Source organism: Ornithinimicrobium cryptoxanthini (assembly GCF_023923205.1).
Lineage (GTDB): Bacteria > Actinomycetota > Actinomycetes > Actinomycetales > Dermatophilaceae > Ornithinicoccus > Ornithinicoccus cryptoxanthini.
Map to the genome: position 1 here is coordinate 3,197,929 of NZ_CP099490.1, position 19,067 is coordinate 3,216,995.

The 19,067-nt window shown below is 71.0% G+C and carries 13 protein-coding genes; 5 read left to right on the forward strand and 8 right to left on the reverse strand.

Going from position 1 to position 19,067, the window contains the following annotated elements; all coding sequences use genetic code 11:
- Positions 1 to 22: 22 nt before the first annotated feature.
- A complete protein-coding gene (locus tag NF557_RS14650; protein ID WP_252620313.1) occupies positions 23 to 5,386 on the forward strand; it encodes a cell wall-binding repeat-containing protein in 5,364 nt (1,787 codons plus the stop codon).
- A 74-nt stretch (positions 5,387 to 5,460) separates the two neighbouring features.
- Here NF557_RS14650 and NF557_RS14655 read toward each other — a convergent pair whose 3' ends face one another.
- From NF557_RS14655 to NF557_RS14675, 5 genes are all read right to left on the reverse strand, one after another.
- The gene (locus NF557_RS14655) at positions 5,461 to 6,525 is read right to left on the reverse strand and encodes a hypothetical protein (RefSeq protein WP_252620315.1); all 1,065 of its coding nucleotides are present in this window, start codon (positions 6,523 to 6,525) and stop codon (positions 5,461 to 5,463) included.
- Between the two features lie 117 nt (positions 6,526 to 6,642).
- Positions 6,643 to 7,248, reverse strand: a complete 606-nt coding sequence (locus tag NF557_RS14660; protein WP_252620316.1) for a GNAT family N-acetyltransferase — start codon at positions 7,246 to 7,248, stop codon at positions 6,643 to 6,645.
- Positions 7,248 to 7,730: a cyclic pyranopterin monophosphate synthase MoaC gene (gene moaC, locus NF557_RS14665; RefSeq protein WP_256855702.1), complete on the reverse strand. Its 483-nt coding sequence runs from the start codon at positions 7,728 to 7,730 to the stop codon at positions 7,248 to 7,250. Before moaC ends, NF557_RS14660 begins: the two co-directional genes overlap by 1 nt.
- The gene (glp, locus tag NF557_RS14670; RefSeq protein ID WP_252620317.1) at positions 7,727 to 9,052 is read right to left on the reverse strand and encodes a molybdotransferase-like divisome protein Glp; all 1,326 of its coding nucleotides are present in this window, start codon (positions 9,050 to 9,052) and stop codon (positions 7,727 to 7,729) included. The genes moaC and glp overlap by 4 nt, the downstream gene beginning before the upstream one ends.
- The gene (locus tag NF557_RS14675; protein ID WP_252620319.1) at positions 9,049 to 9,954 is read right to left on the reverse strand and encodes a UTP--glucose-1-phosphate uridylyltransferase; all 906 of its coding nucleotides are present in this window, start codon (positions 9,952 to 9,954) and stop codon (positions 9,049 to 9,051) included. Before NF557_RS14675 ends, glp begins: the two co-directional genes overlap by 4 nt.
- Before the next feature lie 55 nt (positions 9,955 to 10,009).
- On the opposite strand from NF557_RS14675, the gene NF557_RS14680 reads away from it, so the two are divergent.
- Positions 10,010 to 10,624 (forward strand): 5-formyltetrahydrofolate cyclo-ligase, encoded by a 615-nt coding sequence (locus tag NF557_RS14680; RefSeq protein ID WP_252620321.1) that lies wholly within the window; start codon positions 10,010 to 10,012, stop codon positions 10,622 to 10,624.
- A gap of 7 nt (positions 10,625 to 10,631) precedes the next feature.
- Here the strand turns inward: NF557_RS14680 and NF557_RS14685 are convergent, their stop codons facing one another.
- Positions 10,632 to 13,247 carry a penicillin acylase family protein gene (locus NF557_RS14685; protein WP_252620323.1) on the reverse strand — a complete coding sequence of 872 codons (2,616 nt, stop codon included), beginning with the start codon at positions 13,245 to 13,247 and terminating at the stop codon, positions 10,632 to 10,634.
- 59 nt (positions 13,248 to 13,306) lie between these two features.
- Here NF557_RS14685 and NF557_RS14690 point away from each other — a divergent pair, with 59 nt between their 5' ends.
- The 3 genes from NF557_RS14690 to mscL all read left to right on the forward strand — a co-directional run bounded on the left by NF557_RS14690 (position 13,307) and on the right by mscL (position 14,912).
- A complete protein-coding gene (locus NF557_RS14690; protein WP_252620325.1) occupies positions 13,307 to 13,690 on the forward strand; it encodes an FmdB family zinc ribbon protein in 384 nt (127 codons plus the stop codon).
- Between the two features lie 21 nt (positions 13,691 to 13,711).
- On the forward strand, positions 13,712 to 14,350 hold the full coding sequence (locus tag NF557_RS14695) for an SAF domain-containing protein (RefSeq protein WP_252620327.1): 639 nt from the start codon (positions 13,712 to 13,714) through the stop codon (positions 14,348 to 14,350).
- A 169-nt stretch (positions 14,351 to 14,519) separates the two neighbouring features.
- The gene (gene mscL / locus NF557_RS14700; protein ID WP_252620329.1) at positions 14,520 to 14,912 is read left to right on the forward strand and encodes a large conductance mechanosensitive channel protein MscL; all 393 of its coding nucleotides are present in this window, start codon (positions 14,520 to 14,522) and stop codon (positions 14,910 to 14,912) included.
- Positions 14,913 to 15,040: 128 nt separating this feature from the next.
- Here the strand turns inward: mscL and NF557_RS14705 are convergent, their stop codons facing one another.
- Both NF557_RS14705 and NF557_RS14710 read right to left on the reverse strand, forming a co-directional pair.
- A complete protein-coding gene (locus NF557_RS14705; RefSeq protein WP_252620331.1) occupies positions 15,041 to 15,250 on the reverse strand; it encodes a hypothetical protein in 210 nt (69 codons plus the stop codon).
- Positions 15,251 to 15,298: 48 nt separating this feature from the next.
- On the reverse strand, positions 15,299 to 18,976 hold the full coding sequence (locus NF557_RS14710) for a DUF4011 domain-containing protein (protein WP_252620333.1): 3,678 nt from the start codon (positions 18,974 to 18,976) through the stop codon (positions 15,299 to 15,301).
- Positions 18,977 to 19,067: the final 91 nt, after the last annotated feature.

Below are 19,067 nucleotides of genomic sequence, written 5' to 3' on the forward strand. Positions count from 1 at the left end.
GCACACAGACAGGGGAACGCGCATGTCACAGACACTGAGCACGGGTCGGGGGGCGCGGGGCCGGGACCGGCTGGTCCGGCGGTGGGTCGCCTCGAGCGCGGGCGCCGCCCTGGTCCTCACCGGCTCGCTGGCGGCCGGAGTGACGGCCAGTGCCACGCCCCCGACGCCCGCCGAGGTCCTCGCGCCGGTTTCGGCGGACAAGATCCAGCCAGAGGTCACGACCGAGTTGGAGGAGGCCGGCCGGGCGACCGTGCTGATCCGGTTCGCCGACCGGCCGGACATGGGGGCGTTCGCCGCGGTCGATGACTGGGACGCCCGGGGACAGGCGGTGTATGACGCGCTGACCAGCACTGCGGACCGGAGCCAGCGGGGGGCCCGGACCAAGCTGGAAGCCGCGGGGGTTGACTACACGAGCTTCTTCATCAGCAACGCCATCCTGGTCCGGGGCGGGAACGAAGCGCTGCTGACCACTCTGGCGGCCGACCCGGAGATCGAGGGGGTGTATCTGCCGGCCGACTACGAGGTGCCCGAGCTCGCTGTGGGTGAGGAGCTGCCCGCTCCCCACGCGGTGGAGTGGGGCATTGCCAACATCAACGCCGACGACGTGTGGACGCAGTTCGGCGTGACCGGCGAGGAGCTGGTCATCGCCAACATCGACACCGGTGTCGACTACACGCACCCGGCTCTGGTCAACCAGTACAGGGGCAACAACGGCGACGGCACCTTCGACCACAGCTACAACTGGTTCGACGCCGCCGGCGCAGGCTCCGACGAGCCCGTCGACTTCGTCGGCCACGGCACCCACACGATGGGCACCATGGTCGGCAGCGACGGCGGGGCCAACCAGATCGGGGTCGCGCCCGGCGCTCGCTGGATCGCCGCCAACGGCTGCTGCCCCTCCGACGAGGCCCTGATCACCTCCGGCCAGTGGCTGCTGGCGCCCACCGACCTCAACGGTGAGAACCCGTTGCCATCCATGCGCCCGCACATCATCAACAACTCCTGGGGCAGCGAGCTGCCCAGCAACGACCCGTTCATGGAGGACATCTCGCAGGCATGGGCCGCGGCCGGGATCTTCGGGGTGTGGTCCAACGGCAACGCGGGCCCGGAGTGCGAGACCTCGGGCTCTCCCGGCAGCCGGACTCTCAACTACTCAGTCGGTGCGTATGACGTGGGCAACGCGATCACCGGCTTCTCCTCCCGCGGGGCGGGCCAGGACGGGGAGACCAAGCCCAACATCTCCGCTCCGGGGGCCAATGTGCGCTCTGCCGTGCCCGGCGGCGACTACCTGGCCGCGGACGGGACGTCGATGGCGGCACCACACGTGGCCGGGACCATCGCTCTGCTGTGGTCGGCGGCCCCCGACCTGATCGGGGACACCGAGCTCACCAAGGAGCTGCTGGACGGCACGGCGGTCGACACCGCCGATGACCAGTGCGGGGGCACCGAGGCTGACAACAACGTCTACGGCGAGGGCCGGCTGGACGCGCTGGCTCTGCTGGAGTCCGCTCCGATCGGCCCGACCGGCAACATCGCCGGCACGGTGACCGACGCCTCGACCGACGGCCCGATCGCCGGGGCGGGCGTCACCCTCGTCGGCGAGCGGACCCGTTCCACCGCCACCGCCGCCGACGGCACCTATGCCCTGCGGCTGGGGACGGGCGAGTGGGACGCCACCATCAGCAAGTTCGGCTATCTGCCGCAGACGGACACCGTGACGATCCCGCTCGACGAGACCCTCGTGCACGACGTCGACCTCACCCCGGCGTCGTCCGGCATGCTGACCGGCACGGTCACTGACGGATCCGGGCAGGGGTGGCCGCTCTATGCGCGGATCAGTGTCGTCGGCGTGTCCGGCGTGGCGGCATACACCGATCCGGAGACCGGGGACTTTGCGCTCTCCCTCCCCGTGGGCACCCACACGGTCCAGGCGACCTCGCAGCTGCCCGGCTACGTCTCGCAGACCCGTGACGTGGTGATCACCGAGTCCGGGGCGGTCGCCGACTTCGCCCTCACCATCAACCCGATGAGCTGCAACGCGCCGGGCTACGACCTGGTCCTGGGCGGGGTCAGCGAGGCGTTCGATGACTTCCAGCTTCCGGCCGGATGGGCCCTGGAGGACCTCAACGGGTCCGGCAACAACTGGGAGTTCCTTGACCCCTACGGCATCCCCAACGGGACCGGAGGGGACGGTGGCTTCGCGGTCGCCAACAGTGACTTCACCGGCCCGGGGTCAACGTGGGACGCGGCGCTGGTCAGCCCGGCTGTCGACATCACCGGCGACACCAACACGACGCTGACTTTCAAGACCCTCTATGAGACGGTGCAGAACGTGGGCGACCAGGCCTCCGTCGAGATCACCACGGACGGGGGCGCGTCCTGGGATGTGGTGTGGGCGAGCACGTCATTTGCCATCGGCGACGTTCACCTCGACCTGACCGACAGTCTCGCCGGCGCGACCGAGATCCAGACGCGCTTTCGCTACCAGGGGACCTTTGACCTGTGGTGGCAGGTCGATGACGTCTTCCTCGGTGAGCGCACCTGTGTGCCAGGTGGCGGAGGCCTCGTCGTGGGCTACGTCCACAACGACGTGGACGGCGCCGGGATCATCGGTGCCAAGGTCACCTCGCTGGACCAGCCCGCAGACTCGGGCACGACGCGGGCCACCCCCGACGACGAGAACCTCGACGACGGCTTCTACTGGCTCTACTCCTCCCTGGAGGGTGTCCACCCGTTTGAGGCGAGCGCCCGCAACCACGGCACGGACCAGCAGGACGTGACGGTCCCGGCGGGCGCCGTGGGACGGGCGGACTTCGTCCTCGGGCAGGCGCTGCTGGAGATCGACCCGACGTCCATCGAGACGACGGTGGCCCTCGGTGCCGCGGACACTGGTGAGTTCACGGTGACGAACACCGGCACGAGCCCTGCGGAGCTGACCTTCACCGAGAACCGCGGCGGCTTCGAGATCCTGCGGGCCGACGGAACCAGGATGACGACCCAGCAGCTGGCCGACGCTGCGGGGACACCGCTGATCGCCAAGGACATCGAGCGGTCGCTGGAGGCCTCTGCCCTCAGTGCCGGGCCCACCGGATCCGCATTTTCCCCGGCGGCGGCTCCCACCGACGAACCCTGGACCGACCTGACGCAGCTGCCGCTCCAGATCACCGGCAACCGCGTCGTCACCATCGACGGAGTCTGGTTCAGCGTCGGCGGCTTCACCTACGAGAACTCCCCGGGTCTCTACCGCTATGACGCTGTGGCGATGGAGTGGATGCCGCTCGCCGCGATCCCCGCTCCCGTGGAGATGCCGCTGGCCGCCGCCGTCGACGGCCAGATCGTCGTCGCGGGTGGCTGGTCCATGACCGGCGATCCCACGTCCGACACCTGGATCTATGACCCCGAGACGGACAGCTGGTCCTCCGGCGCCCCCATGCCGACCCCCGTGTCGTCCATGGGTGTTGCCGTCGTCGACGGGGCGGTCTTCGCGATCGGGGGATGCACGACCGGATTCTGCGAGCCCGTCGCAGACACCGTCCAGGCCTACGACCTCTCGACGGACACCTGGAGTGAGTTCTCGCCCGCTCCGTCAGCCACGGCGTTCCCGGCCTGCGGCGCCCTCGAGGGCGTCGTGGTCTGCGCGGGCGGTGTCGACGGTGCCGGTCAGGATGTCCCAGACACGTGGGCCTTCGACCCCAGCGCGGACAGCTGGTCGCCGCTGGCACCGGCTCCGGTGGCACTCTTCGCTCCGGCCTCCGCGGGCGCCAACGGCCAGCTCATCGCGGTTGGTGGCATCCAGGACGGACAGCTGACCAACGCGTCCTGGGCCTATGACCCCACGACGGACAGCTGGTCACCGCTGCCGAACGCCAACCACGCGGTCTACCGCGGCGGTGGGGCGTGCGGTGTGGTGCGGGCGGGCGGCCAGGACGACGTCGACCTCGTCACCTCTGCGGAGCTGCTCCCGGGCTTCGACCTCTGCAGCGAGGGCGGGGGTGATGTCGACTGGCTCTCACTCGACATCACCGAGGCCGTCCTGGACCCGGGCGAGAGCGTGACGGTGCAGGTGACGACCGACGGCGCGGCGGTCAACCAGCCAGGCACCTACACCGCAGCCGTCGGGATCGTGGCCAACGTCGCGATCCGACCCACCCCGGTCGATGTCACCATGCACGTCACGCCGCCGCTCTCCTGGGGCAAGGTCGAGGGCACCGCCTACCTCGCCTACTGCGACGGCGGTCAGGTGGCCGGCGACGGCATCACGATCGACATCGCCCCGGTGCGAGAGGACGTCGGCCAGGGCTGGGTGATCTCCACCAACAGCGAGGGCTACTACGCGCGGTGGATCAACACCCAGGTGGGGACCCTGCGGATGACTGCCACGCTCGGTGGCTACCGGCCGGACGCACACCTGGTCGACCTGCTCCGCGGGTCGAGCGTGACCCAGGACTTCTCGCTGCTCGAGGCCTCGTGTCAGGAAAATCCGGATCCGGTGCCACCAGAGGTGATCCGGCTGGCTGGGCAGGACCGCTATGCGACGGCCACCCGGATCTCAGCGCAGTTTGCCCCGGGCGTGGACACGGTCTATGTCGCCACGGGAGTCACCTTCCCCGACGCCCTCGCGGCCGCTGCCCGAGCGGGCAGCCTGGGCGGCCCCGTGCTGCTGGTCCGGCCCACCTCGGTGCCGGCCGTGACCAGCGTCGAGCTGGCCCGCCTCGACCCGGCCAACCTGGTCGTCGTCGGCGGCACGACGTCGGTGTCCAACCTGGTCGCCAACCGGCTGCGCGCCGTGGTGCCGGACGCCACCTTCACCCGGCACGCGGGCGCGAACCGCTATGAGACCGCCGCCCTGATCGCCGGTGACCTCGCCGCTGCGGACGTGGCCTATGTCGTCACGGGCGAGGACTTCCCCGACGCGCTCACTGCGGCGTCCCGGGCCGGGTCGATCGATGGTCCGGTGCTCCTGGTGAAGCAGGGGTCGGTGCCGGCCGCGACCGCCGCGCAGCTGACCCGGCTCGCCCCGGAGCGGATCGTCATCGTCGGTGGCACCACGTCGGTCTCACCCGCGGTCGCTGGCATCCTCGCGGGCTATGGCACGGTCGAGCGCGTCGCCGGAGCGAACCGCTATGAGACCGCCGCCGCGTTGACCCAGGACTGGCAGACGTCGCAGGACGTCTTCGTCGCGACCGGCCAGGACTGGCCGGACGCGCTCGCCGGAGCCGCCCGAGCAGGTGCGACGGTCTCCCCTGTGCTGCTCGTGCGCCAGGCCACGATCCCACCCGTCACCTGGGCCGAGCTCGAGCGGCTCGACCCGGGCCGGATCTTCGTCCTCGGCGGTGAGACGACCATCAGCCCGGCCGTGGAGGAGCTGTTGCGGACGCTGGAGTAGCTCGCTGCCGCCACCGGCACGGCCGCCACCGGCACGGCCGCCACCGGCCGTCGCGTGGCTCGCGACTCCTAGAGTCAGCCGACGTGGTGGACCGAGGGCAGCTCCTCGAACTCCTCATCCAGCGCGAGGGCGTGGCCGTCGAAGGGCAGGTCCTCGACCGCGACGGGTGCCGCAGCCCCGCCCGGAGCACGGATCGCCTTGGCCTTGAGCGTGTAGGTCGGTGGCGGCACCGGGACCGGCGCCCAGGTCCCGGGCTCCAGCTCTGCGCCGGTCTCCACGTCGTCGCCGAGCAGCTCGGCAGACTCGACGGCGGAAGCGGCAGCCAGTCGCGCGGTGCCGTCCTGCGCGGCAGCGTCGGCCGCGCTCGCGCCCTCCATGGCTTCGACGTCATAGAGCTCGACAGCCACCGCCCCGGCGTGGGCGACAGCGTGAGCAGGAGCCGCAGCCGCAGCGTCGGCAGGAGGTGCCCCCCGGCGGCCCCGGGCGGAAGCCATATCCGGGCGGCGCTGACCGCTATGGGTCCGGCCTGCGCGGTGGGACTCACCGGCGGCCCTGGCCCGCACCGGCGATGTGGCGCGACGCTGCTGGGTGCCCACCGAGAAGCGCACGAAAGTCAGGGCCAGGAGCAGTGCCCCGGCGCCGGCGACGGCGGCCCACCACTGGGTCAGGCCGATCGCCCACACTGTGACGCCGGCAGCGAGCGCCAGGACGCCGAGGGCCAGCGCAACCGCGCGCAGCAGCGGCGTCCTCGACCGGGACGAGCCGGTCGGCACAGACCCACGAGCGGTCGATCGAGCCGCAGGACGACTCACGGGGCGAGCCGCAGGACGCGCGACCCGGCGCGCCGCAGCGGGAGCGGGAGAGCCGCTGACAGCCACGGCAGCACTCCCGTGCTGGGCGCGCTTGACCATGACCTCAGGGTGCGCGGGGCGGGTCACCGAGATCGAGTAGGACCGCGGAGCGGCCGCGGACAGGTCAGCACGCGGCATACGCTGCCGGCGCTCGAGCACCCGCATCGCCTCGGAGAACCGGTCGACGGACCGGGCCGTGGCGACATGGTCACGTCGCCGGATCCAGTGCTGGATGAGATAGGCAGCCCACACCGCGAGGATGACCACGAAGATCAGACTGTTGGGCACACCCAAACCTTAGGTAGCCGCACGATGGTTACCGGGGAGTTCTCGTGCGTGTCGCGGAAGTGGCGCGTGTGACGGGAGTTGCGGCGAGCGCGGGACGTCCTCCTCGCTCCCGAACCGTCAGGTCGCCGACCGCAGCCGCTCCACCAGCCGCTGCGACCCCAGCTGCTCCGCGGTGACCGCGAACTCGATGTGATCCCGCCAGGCCCCGTCGACGTGCACCTGTCCGGCCCGGAACCCCTCGTCGGGCAGCCCGAGCCTGTGGGCCACGGCCAGGCTCGAGGCGTTCTCGGGGCGGATGCCGACCTCGACCCGGTGCAGCCCCACCTCAAAGATGGCGTGGTCGATGGCCATCGCCAGGGCCCAGGTCGCCAGGCCGCGGCCGGTCGAGCGCCGATCCAGCCAGTAGCCCGCCGCCGCCGTCCACCGCGAGCCCCACACGATGTCAAACAGGTGCATCTGCCCCACCAGCAGGCCGTTCGCCTCGATCACGAAGGGGAGCACCAGACCCTCGCGGGCCGCGCGGTCCAGCAGCCGGCGCAACCGGTTGAGTGAGATCGGGGGCTCGGGCCCGGTCGGCAGCGTCGCCTCCCAGGGGCGCAGCCAGTCCACGTTGTCGGCGCGCAGCTCCTGCCATCGCGCCCTGTCGGAGCGAGCCATGGGCCGCAGCACGATCTCGACGCCGTCGTCGCGCACCTCACGCAGGCTGACCGGCCAGACCAGCATCAGGACCTGGTCCAGTCCCCAGAGCGGCCGCCGGACTTGGCCACGACCATCACGTCGGTGATGACCGCCAGCTTGTCGACGGCCTTGATCATGTCGACCATCGCGAGCGCGGCGACGCTCACGCAGGTCAACGCCTCCATCTCGATGCCCGTGCGGTCGGCCGTGCGCACCGTCGCCCGGATCAGCACGCCGTCGTCGACCACGTCGAGGTTGACCTCGACACCGTGCAGCGCGACAGGGTGGGCGAGCGGCACCAGGTCCGGTGTCTTCTTGGCAGCCTGTATGCCGGCCAGCCGGGCGACGCCCACCGCGTCACCCTTGGGGGCGGTCCCCTCCCGCAGGGCGCGGACCGCCTCTGCGGACAGCTCCACCTTGCCGGTGGCGGTGGCCTCTCGTGCGGTGACCGCCTTGGCGCTGATGTCCACCATGTGGGCGGTCCCGTCGGCCCGCAGGTGGCTGAGTGGCTGCGACGACTCGCTCACGACGCACCCCGGTGGCGCCCCCGCGGGCGGCCGGCCTCGGACCCTGCGCCCTCGGCTCCGTCCTGGTCGGTCGCAGACTCCTGGGCCAGCTCGGCCTCGATCTCCCAGAGCGGGCGCAGTGGCAGGACCTGCACCTGTGAGCCGGTCAGCACCTCGGACTCCTCGGCGGGCACGATGGCCAGCCCGTCGGCGACGGCGAGACCAGCGACCAGGTGCGACCCCGGCCCGCCGGCCGGCTCCGCCGCATAGGCGCCGCTGACGTCACGGAGCAACCGGACCCGGTGGTACTGCTGGCGTCCCGCAGGCGAGGTCCAGCCGGACAGCACCACGGCCGGGACCGTGACCTGCTCATAGCGCTGCTCGGACAGACGGGCCAGCGCCGGCCGGACAAAGACCTCAAAGCTGACCAGCACGCTCACCGGGTTGCCGGGCAGGGTGAAGACCGGCACCTTGCGCCGGCCGAGCAGGCCGAAGCCCTGGGGCTTGCCGGGCTGCATGTCGACCTCGGTGAACTCCATCGAACCGGCGCCGGTCAGCACCGCCTTCACCGCGTCATACGCCCCTTTGCTCACCCCGCCGCTGGTGATGACCAGGTCGGCGGACGTGAGGTGGTGGTCCAGCTCCTTCTTGATCGACTTCTCGTCGTCGGGCAGGTGGCCCACATGGGTCGTGTAGTGCCCCGCGGCTCGCACCAGCGCGGCCAGCATCGGGCCGTTGGAGTCATGGATCTGGCCCGGACCGACCGGCTCACCCACCGGCACCAGCTCGTCACCGGTGGACAGGACCACAACCCGCACGGCGTCACGCACCGTCACCTCGGCCACGCCCGCCGAGGCCAGCACCGCGACCTGCGCCGGTCCGATCCGCGAGCCGGCCGACAGGATCCGCTCTCCGGCGCGCACGTCCTCCCCCGCTCGGCGCACGTGGGTGCCCGGCTCGACGGAGGCGCTGATCAGCACCTCGTGGCTGTGCCCGTCGGTGTCCTCCACCTTGACGATCGCGTCGGCCTCCTCCGGCATCGGCGCGCCGGTCATGATCCGCCAGGTCATGCCCTCTCCGAGGGTGTGTCCCTCACCGTCGCCGGCAGGGATGTCGCCGGCCACGGGCACCAGCTTCGGGCTCTCCGGGGAGGCGCCGGCAACGTCGGCGGCCCGCACGGCATAACCGTCCATCGCCGAGTTGGCGAACCTCGGCAGGTCAACGGGGCTGGTGACGTCCTGGGTCAGCACCAGCCCGTGGGCCTGGGCCAGCGGCAGCGTCACCTCTCGCACGGGCGTGATCTGGTCCAGGACGGCCGCGAGGTGCTCATCGACAGTGGTCATCGGCTCTCTCCCGCCACGAAGTTGTCCAGCCAGGTGCTGAAGTCCGCTCCGAGCTCGGGGTGCTCTCGGCCCAGGCGGACCACCGCCTTGAGGTAGTCGAGCCGGTCCCCGGTGTCATAGCGCCGACCCCGGAAGACCACGCCGGTCATCCCCGCCCCGTCACCGTCAGCCTCCGCCAGCTCGAGCAGCGCGTCGGTCAGCTGGATCTCCCCTCCGCGTCCCGGCTCGAGCCGCTCGAGGACGTCAAAGACCCGCGGGTGCAGCACATAGCGGCCGATCACCGCCAGGTTCGACGGCGCGTCCTCCACGGGCGGCTTCTCCACCAGCCCGGTCACCCGCACGACGTCGCTGTCCTCGTCTGCCGGGTCGATGGCGGCGCAGCCATAGAGGTTCACCTGCTCGCGCGGCACCTCCATCAGCGCCACGACGGAGCCCCCGCGCTGCGCCTGGACCTGGATCATCTCCTCCAGCAGGTGGTCCCGGGCGTCGATCATGTCGTCGCCGAGGAGCACCGCAAACGGCTCGTCCCCGACGTGCGAGCGGCCGCAGAGCACCGCGTGGCCCAGCCCCTTGGGCACCCCCTGCCGCACGAAGTGCACCTCGGTCTCGGTCGTGGCGTTGACCCGGTCGAGGCGGGCCTGGTCACCCTTGGCCTCCAGGGCCCGCTCGATCTCGGGATGGCCGTCGAAGTGGTCCTCGATCGCTCCCTTGCCGCGTCCAGTCACCATCAGGACATCGGTCAGGCCGGCGCGGACCGCCTCCTCCACGATGTACTCGATGGCGGGGCGGTCCACCACGGGCAGGAGTTCCTTGGGCACGGCCTTGGTCGCGGGCAGGAACCGGGTGCCGAGACCGGCCACCGGGATCACTGCCTTGCGCGGGCGCTGTGTGGGCTCGCTCATGGCGCCAACCCTAGTCGTCGCCGCGGCGCGGCTCAGGTCGAGGACAATGGCCCTCATGGTCGATGTGCGCGCCGCCAAGAAGCAGGCCCGGACGCTGGCCCGGGCGCGCCGCCGGGAACTGGTCGAGAGCCAGACCGCAGCTGATCGTGGTGCGCAGGGTGACGCGCTGGCGCGGGCTTTCCTCACCTGGCTGCGGGAGTATGCCGAGGCGCTGGGTCGGGCTGACCTGGCCGGTCTGACGGTGACCGCCTATGAGGAGATGCCGACCGAGCCCCCGGTCAGCGGGCTCGTGCGGGCGGCGCAGGAGGTGGGGATGCGGGTGCTGCTGCCGGTGACGATCCTGGAGACCCGCACGCTGCGGTGGGTCGACGCCGCAGGCGGCAGCCCCGCGGATGAGGGGCCCGAGGCCCTGCTGGGCGTGGACATCGCCCTGATCCCCGGTCTGGCTGTCGACCCGGAGGGATACCGTCTCGGCCAGGGCGGCGGGTTCTATGACCGGGCGCTGCCGATGGTGCGCACCGGGGTGCCCGTCATCGTGGCCCTGCACGACCACGAGCTGCCGGGGAGTGACACCGCCCCGGTGCCGCAGGTGCCGCACGAGAGCCACGACATACGGGTCGACGGGGTGCTGACGAGCGCAGGGGTGCGGCTGACCAGGCAGCCGCACTGACCGGAGGCTACGGACGCAGCGTCAGGGTGTGGACCGCCGAGGCCTCGACCGCGGCGCGGGTGTGCGCCCACGGGAAGGTCTCGTTGGCCAGCCACGCGGCCGTCTGGTCGTTGTAGTTGGGGTGGAACGCATGGCCGGAGTTGCCCGTCTGGTTCACCCAGGTCGAGGCGTCCAGGTCCGCCAGGTCGACCACCATGCGCATCGATGGCGCCGCCGTGACCCGCTGTCCCTCACTCGCGTCCCAGCTGAAGGCGTTGACCAGCGCCGAGCCGCCCGGCGCCGGGAAGGGCCCGTCATTGAACGCCCACCGGACCAGGCCCGGCACGTCGTCGCTGCCGAGGACCTCGTGGCGCATCGGGACCCGGTGCAGCTGGCCCCAGGACCAGTCGGACGGGTCCTTGCCGTTCTTGCGGGTCAGTTCCAGGCGGGCGTTGATCATCGCCTGGCGCAGGACCTCGTCACGGGTCTCGACCACGCCGGCGGTGCGCTTGTCGTCCCACCAGTCGTCCTCGGGACGGTCGAGCAGGTTGGTCACCACGAGCATCCACCGCGAGTTGCCGTCCGGCGACATGTCCGCAGGCAGCTGGTCCTCGAAGGTCAGCTCCAGGATGTGGCCCCAGACCGAGTAGAAGTACATCGCGGCCGCCGACTGCTCCCCGTCGACCGGTGCCGTGCGGTCCCAGTCGGTGAGCATCTGCTGCGGCTCGCGATAGAAGTCGGAGGGGACCTCGACCTCCAGGAGGGCGGGGATGAGAGCGTCGGCGAACGAGCTGTAGGTGTCCCCCTGGATCTGACGCATGTCGTCGACGGTCAGCGCTCCCTCACCCAGCTTCTGGGTGAGCAGGTCACTGATCCGCTGGGAGCGGTAGCCCTTGGCGGGCTCCGAGGTCAGGAAGGGGCGCGAGCCCTCGGTCACGGCCTGGTTGGCGGTGACGATCACACCATCTGTCGGGTTGAACGTCGAGGGCATCTGGCTGAAGGGCACCCAGCCCTTCCAGTCATAGGCCGGGAGCCAGCCTGGTGCGGGATAGAACCCGGGAGGAGCCCCGTTGGTGCTTGTCTCGCGCACCGGCACCAGCCCGGGTGCCTGATAGCCGATGTTGCCCTCGGTGTCGGCATAGACGAGGTTCTGGCTCGGCACGGCGAACTGGCGGGCGGCCCCGCGGAAGGAGTCCCAGTCGCTCGCCTGGTTCATCAGGAACACCGCGTCGGCAGTGCGGTTCGGTTCCAGCCCGGTCCAGGCCAGCGACACGTCATACGAGGTCAGGGACTCGACCCCGTTGATCGGCGCGGTCAGGCCCGCGTCGCGCACGCTGCCCACGACGTCCGACAGGATCGGGCCGTGCCTAGTCTCGCGGACAGTGATGGTGACGTCGTCGTCGCCGGCAACGGTGATCACCTCGTGGCGCTCCTCGACCGGGACCCAACCGTCCCCTCGGCGGACCCGGCCGTCCTCGTCGATCTCCTCGAGATAGAAGTCGGTCACGTCCGGGTCGAGGTTGGTGAAGCCCCAGGCGATGTCGCTGTTGTGCCCGATGATGATGCCGGGGAAGCCGGCGAAGGAGAAGCCCGTCACGTCAAAGGGGCACGCATCACTGACCTCGCGGCAGTGCAGGCCGGTCTGCATCCAGATGCCCGGCTGGGTGACCCCGAGGTGCGGGTCGTTGGCCAGCAGCGGCAGGCCGCTCTCGGTGTGCTCGCCGGAGACGACCCACGAGTTGGAACCAATCCCCTCGCCCTCGCCGAGCAGGTTGGGCACCGCGGCGAGCGCCTGGAGCGTGCTGTCATAGGTCGCCTGCGCGCCGGCGACGGCGGTGGACCCGCCACCGGCCCGCCCCCTCGTGGTGTCGCTCGACCCACCCCCGCGCGACTGGTCCCCGCGCGACGGCTCAGCGTCGTCGACGGGAGCGGGCTTCCACTCGTCCTCCGACAGGATCGGCGCGTGCTGCTCAACGGGAAACTCGGGATAGAGCGAGAGCAGCTGCTGCCTCGAGACACTGCCGACCAGGCGGGCGCGGTCAAGCTCATTGGTGTAGTTGCCCCGCAGGTCCCAGGCCATCGCCTTCAGCCAGGCGAGGGAGTCGAGGTCGTTCCACGGCTCGATCCGGTAGTCGGGCACGCTCTGCCCGAGCACGACATACTCCAGCGACACCTGCGACGGTGCCGGGTTCTGCTCGAGGTAGGCGTTGACCCCGGCCGTGTAGGCCGCAAGGTAGCGGCGCGTGGTCGGGTCGAGCATCGGCAGCTCGGCCTCGGCGACGCGGCGCCACCCCATCGTCCGGATCACCTTGTCGGTGTCCAGGCCGGGGGCGCCGACCAGCTCACTGAGTCGTCCGGACGTCACGTGCCGGCGCAGGTCCATCTGGAAGAACCGGTCCTGGGCGGCCGTGAAGCCCTGCCCCATGAAGAGGTCCTCGGAGGTGTCCGCATAGATGTGCGTGATGCCGCGCTCATCGCGCAGCACCTCGATCGGCGCACTCAGCCCGGTCAGCGTCAGCTCACCGTCCACCTGGGGGAAGCTGCGGCGCACCAGGCCGACACCGAGCACGCCCGCGGCAGCGGTCACCAGCACGAGGGCCGCGACCAGGGGGACGATCACTCGACGCAGGACACTTCGGGACACGGACCGAGCGTATGCCACCGAATCGGCGCTCGGCCGCACGCCACGTACAATCGGTCCTCGTGCCGACCTACTCCTACGCCTGCAAGAGCTGCGACAACGCGTTCGACATCCAGCAGGCCTTCAGCGATGACGCCCTGACCGTGTGTCCGAAGTGCGGTGGCAGCCTGCGCAAGCGCTATGGCTCGGTGGGCGTCGTCTTCAAGGGGTCCGGCTTCTATCGCACCGACTCGCGCAAGGGAGCGGTGGCAGCGGGCAAGGCGTCGACCGAGGCCGGGACCTCATCGGGTTCCGGGGAGTCGGGGTCGGGTGGTTCCTCCAGCACCTCGGGCGACTCGGCGTCGGGTGGCTCAGGTTCAGGCAGCTCTGGCTCGGGGGCGTCCACAGCGTCCACCTCGAGCGGTTCGAAGTCCACAGGTTCGTCGACGAGCGCCGCGAGCGCCTGACCGAGTCCTAACCTCTCGTGTGTGACCAGGTCCATACGAGTGCCGCTGCGCGGCCACGACCGGCGATCGGTCTGGCGCCGTGGTGTCCTGCGCAGGATCCTCGCCGCTGTCCTCCTCGCCGCTGCGGTGTATGCCGTGACGACCGCCCTCGTCCCGGCTCCCCCGGACCCTGGTCCAGTCGTGGTCGTGGCGACCTCCGACCTGGCCGTCGGTGACGAGATCACGGCCGACTCCGTGCGCCCGGTCCGGATGCCCGTGGGTCTGGTGCCTGACGGCGCACTGTCGGACCCTGCCTCAGCCCATGGCGCCCTCACCACCGCTCCGCTGCGGGCAGGCGAGGTGATCACCGACCTGCGGGTCTCACCCCGCGGCCCCCTAGAGGGTCTCGACCCTGATCTCGTCCTGGCTCACCTGCCACTGACCGAGCCAGACCTGTCGGCCATCCTCGGGCCGGGGACGCGGGTCGATGTGCTGGCGACCGTCGACGGGGCGGTGCTGGCGACCGACATACTGGTCGTCCAACGGGTCCCGGGTGCCGACGCCACCGGGGTGACTCAGAGTTTCCTCGTGGCGGTGACGCCCTCCCAGGCGGCGCGGTTGGCGGCCGCAGCGGGCGCCGACCTGCCGGGACAGGGCCTCACGGTCGTCATCCGACGCTGACGGCTGTGACCAATTCCACGCCACGAGAAGTGGGAACTGAACGCACGGCTGCGCTAGGGTCGCCGACGGCCTGCGCCAAGGACGGCGACAGTGTCCACCTGGCCCACACCGGTCTGGGCTTCGTTTGTGTCAACGTCGCGTCCGTAGGGATGCCATTCGGAGGAACCATATGCTTCAGGGATTCAAGGACTTCATCATGCGGGGCAACATCGTCGACCTCGCGGTTGCGGTGGTCATCGGCACCGCGTTCGCCAAGGTCGTCGAGGTCGTCGTCGGCTCTCTCATCACCCCGCTGCTCAACGCCATGGGTGGCGCCGAGGCTCGCGGCCTGGGCTTTGAGGTCATCAGCGGCAACTCCGCGACCTACATGGACTTCGCCGCGATCATCAACGCGCTGATCGTCTTCCTGCTGACCGCGCTGGTCGTCTACTTCGTCATCGTCGTCCCGATGAACAAGGTGAACACCCGCATGGGCTTCGGCGTCGCGGCGGACGAGGCTCCGGCCGAGGACGTCGCCCTGCTGACCGAGATCCGCGACCTGCTGGCCCGCGGCAACCGCTGAGGCCACCCCCGCTGCCGGTCAGCCTGGCTGCCGACTGACACCAGAACCCGGTCCCACACAGTGGGGCCGGGTTCTGTCGTTGCGGTGACTAGGGACTCACCGATCCGGGGACTCACCGATCCGGGGACTCATCCCCAGTGCGGGGGGCGCTGTGCACGCCACCACTCGTCGGTGCCGATCTCCTTGGCCAGGTCCCGCGACACCTCATCGAGGTCCTCCAGCTCGTGGGGCTCCGTGAAGTCTGGCGCGTCCTCCGGGGAGGCGTTGGTGGCCGGAGCCACCACCCTGCGGTGGGGCCGGCCCCTGGACGAGCGACGGGGCACCCCGTCCTCACTCACAGCTGGCACCCCCGCGATGTGTGCATCGCCCACCAGCACGTGACGTGGTCATCGCCCGCGCGCCTGAGCGGCCCGGCGGGCAACGTCGACGAGGCGGGCCACCTCTCGGGCGGGGTCGCGGAAGACGTCGGTGGTCCAGACCCGCACGGGCGTCCAGCCCAGCCGTCGCAGCTGGGTGCTGCGGGTGCGGAGGCGGTCCGGGTCGAGTCCGTCCCGCGCGGGCAGGGCGTCGGTGTCGATGGCCAACAGGGGACGCTCAGGTTCATCCGGGTCATCCACGACGAGCTCGATCCGGTGCGGTCCCTCACCGAAGTCGCAGCGGACCGTCAGTCCCTCCGCGCGCAGCCGGGTTGCCAGGTCGGCGATCAGCGCCGGTGCTGCTGCACTCTCGCGGCCCACCTCAGATCGTGCCGCCGCGATCGTCTCGCGCACCATCGTGCGGCCTGGAGAGTCGGGCAGGCCCTCGAGCGGTCCGTCGCTGACCACCACCACTGATCTGCGCGCCGACCCCAGGGCAGCGCCGGCCCAGGCGGCGTCGAGGTCTGCTCGTCCGGTCAGCACCACGATCATCCGATCACGGACATCGCCCGCCGCAGACTCGACCGTGCTGAGCAGAAACGGCTCGCTGACGTCCTCCCGGAAGGCGCCGGCCACGTCTGCGGCTCCGGCCCGGTCCCGCAGCGCGTGCTCGAGAGCCTCGACGATGGCGATGTCGTCGACCACGACGCCGAGCGAGTGGTCCGGCGTGCGTTGGCCGTGGTCGAGGACCACGTCAACGACGGTGCCGATCAAGGCCTCGAGGTCCGTTGCCTCCACATGGGTCACCCGCGAGGGCAGCCGCACGCCCGGGAAGCCTGCGACCGTGGAGCCCGCGCGTCGGGGCAGCATCCGCTGGTCCAGCGCCCGATAGTGGTTGGCCAGGCTCGCGGCCGGCAGCACCGCCGCGGCCGCAGCCAGCACCGAGTCTGACACGTCCTGCCGAGGTCTGGCCCGCTCGTCCACCACTGTCGTCAGCATGGTGGCGGGCAGGCCGCCGGAGTCGCCGACGACCAGCACCTGCTCGGCTCTGGTCAGCGCCGGGACAGCATGGGCCAGCGGCACGCGCTGTGCCTCGTCGATCACCAGCAGGTCGACCGTGGTGCCCACGGGCACGGTCGCCGGGATGGTCAGGGTGCTGGCCAGCCAGCACGGCCGCAGCACCCGGATCAGGTCCGGAGCCGCCTCGAAGAGATCCGTCATGCGCAGCGGCGGTCCGGCATCCACGACCGACCGCAGTGCCTCCTCCTGCTCCTCGTGCCGGGCCACCGCCACGGCAACCCGCTGCCGAGCTGCCTCAAGCACAGCCGCCCGGGCGGCCTCCAGCCCCTCCCGCCCCAGGGTCTCGAGCTCGGTGAGGGCTGACCGCAGCTCGGCGCTAGTCGTCTGTCCCTCCCCAGCGGCGACCTGGTCGTGCAGGGATGCCCAGAAGACCAGGTCCGCCTCGGCCTCGACGTGCTCGGCGGCAACCCCGCGGCGTGCCAGGTCATCGACCAGCAGGCCAAGACCGCGATCGCGCAGTGGCTGCAGGTCGGCGTGGACCGCGGCCACGACCGGCAGGCGGTCGGCGCGGGCGTCCAGGCGGATCAGCCGCTCGAGGAGCAGGTCCAGGTGAGTCGTCTCAAGATCCCGGCCGGCCGCAACGGGCTCCAGGACCTCGGCGAGCCAGGAGAGCTGCCCGTGCAGCTCGGCATACTCCTGCGCGGCCTCCTCCCACCCACGCGGTGTGCTCGGCCGGGCGGCTCGACCCGCGAGGGACTCCCACTCCGCGCGCTCCTCGCGCGCATGGGTGAGGCGATCCGCGAGATCCGGGGGCGGGGTGCCGGGGCGCAGCAGGCTGCGCGCCTGGCGACGCAACCGGCTGCGCGCCATCGCCGGGAGCTTGTCCGCGCTGCCACGGGGGTGCTTCGTCCTCGCCTGGACCAGCTCGTCTAGGGGCGCCTCATAGACCTGCGGGGTGAAGACGTCCAGGGTGTCCCGCACGCGTCGCAGCAGGTCGAAGGTCCGGGACCACTGCTGGATGTTGACCGGTGGCGGCAGGCCAACCTTGTCGCACAGAGCGTTGACCTCCTCCCGGGCGGACGTGAACCTGCCGGTCACCAGGTCGCTGACGATCGTCGCCGCGCGGTCTGCGTCCTCGGGTGAGGTGATCTGCGCCCCGAACCAGGGATCCTCGCCGCGGCGCACCCAAGCACCTGCGGACACTGCGCGGGTGAGCGCGTCCCGGACCTCACCCATCGCGTCAGTGGTGAGCTGGGTGAGGACATCACGCTCGAGCCGGACGTGGGAGGCGGGCGGCTGCTCCAGACCCGCGAGCCGGGTCAGCACATCCTGCGTCTCGGCGAGCGTGACCCCCCACGGCTCACGCACGCCGTGCAGGTAGTCCTCATGGCGCTGCAGCACGGCGAGCGGGTCGCCGGGGGTCCGGCTCTCGGTCGCCGCGCGGTCCACGTCCTCGGCCCCACCGGCTTCCACGTCCCGGGCCCCACCCGCGTCCTCGTCCTGGGCCCTAACCGCGTCCTCCTCGCCCGTGGCCAGCGCGGAGTGACGCGCCCGGTCCAGGTCGTCGACAAGTTCGGCGGCGGCACGGCGAGCTGCGGCAGGCGACTCCCGGACGTCCAGCACCAGGTCGCCCATGCCAAGAGACCGCAGCTGCTGGTGGACGTCCTCGAGGGACTGGCGGTGCTCTGCTGCGACGAGGACCGTCCCCCCGTTAGCGAGTCGACGAGCGACGGCGTTGACGATGGTCTGGGTGCGCCCCGTGCCGGGCTCGGCATCCAGGACGAGCGAGCTCCCGGAGTCGAGGCGGTCAAGCACCTCGCGCTGGGACCGGTCCGCCTCCAGCACGGTGCTGTCGTCGTATGCCGCGACGCGGGTGGCCCCTGCTTCCGCCGACCCGAACTGCGTCGGTGTAGTGGAAGCCTCAGGGGCATCCTGTGATGCCAACCTGGTTGCGAGAGAGACGACCAGAGGGCGCTGAGCCAGTCGCTCCACAGGCCCAGACAGCTCAGCCACCAGCGGCAGCTTGGCGAGCGGATAGGTGCTGAGGACGAGCTGCGGTCCGATCCCGAACTCGGGGATGCCCTCGCAGGCCTGCTCCAGTGCGTCATACGTCGGCCGTGGGTCAAACCCGTGCCGTCCCGAGCTGCCACGCGCAAGCTCCTGACCGTCCAGCTCGATCCCCCGCTCGCCACGCAGGTAGTGCTCTAGGGCCGGGTTGAACACGACGTCCGAGTCGAGCCGGAGCACATAGTCCTGACGCGTCGCATCGGTCGGACGGATCCGCGCTCCCCGGAGCAGCACAGGCGCACGAGGAGGGATCGGTGCCCGAGGCAAGTGCCAGGAGGCCATCCCGACCGCGAGGAAGAGGACGCTCAGCCCGTGCTCACGCTGCAGCTCGAGGGCCTTGGCTCGGATCGCGGTCAGCCGGCGACGGGTCTCAGCCAGGGCGACGGACTCACGCACGAGCTCGGAGAGCAAGGTGCTGTGACCAGCCAGCAGCTTGGCGACGCCGCCGGGGTGCGCCACGGTCAGGTCGAGGGTGCCGGTGGGCATCTCGCGGTGCCACAACAGGCCGTTGCGACCGCCGAGCTCGGCAAGCTCCCCCCGCCAGATCGCCTGCGCGGACTCGAGGACGGACAGGGTCTCTTGGCCGACGCGGGACCCCGGGGCGTCGACTGGTTGCTTCACCGTGCCAGGTTAACCAGTGACGAGGCTGGTTCCCGCCAGGCGCCAGCCACCAGTCCGGTCCGGTAGCCTCTCCCAGTGGCCCACCACGGGA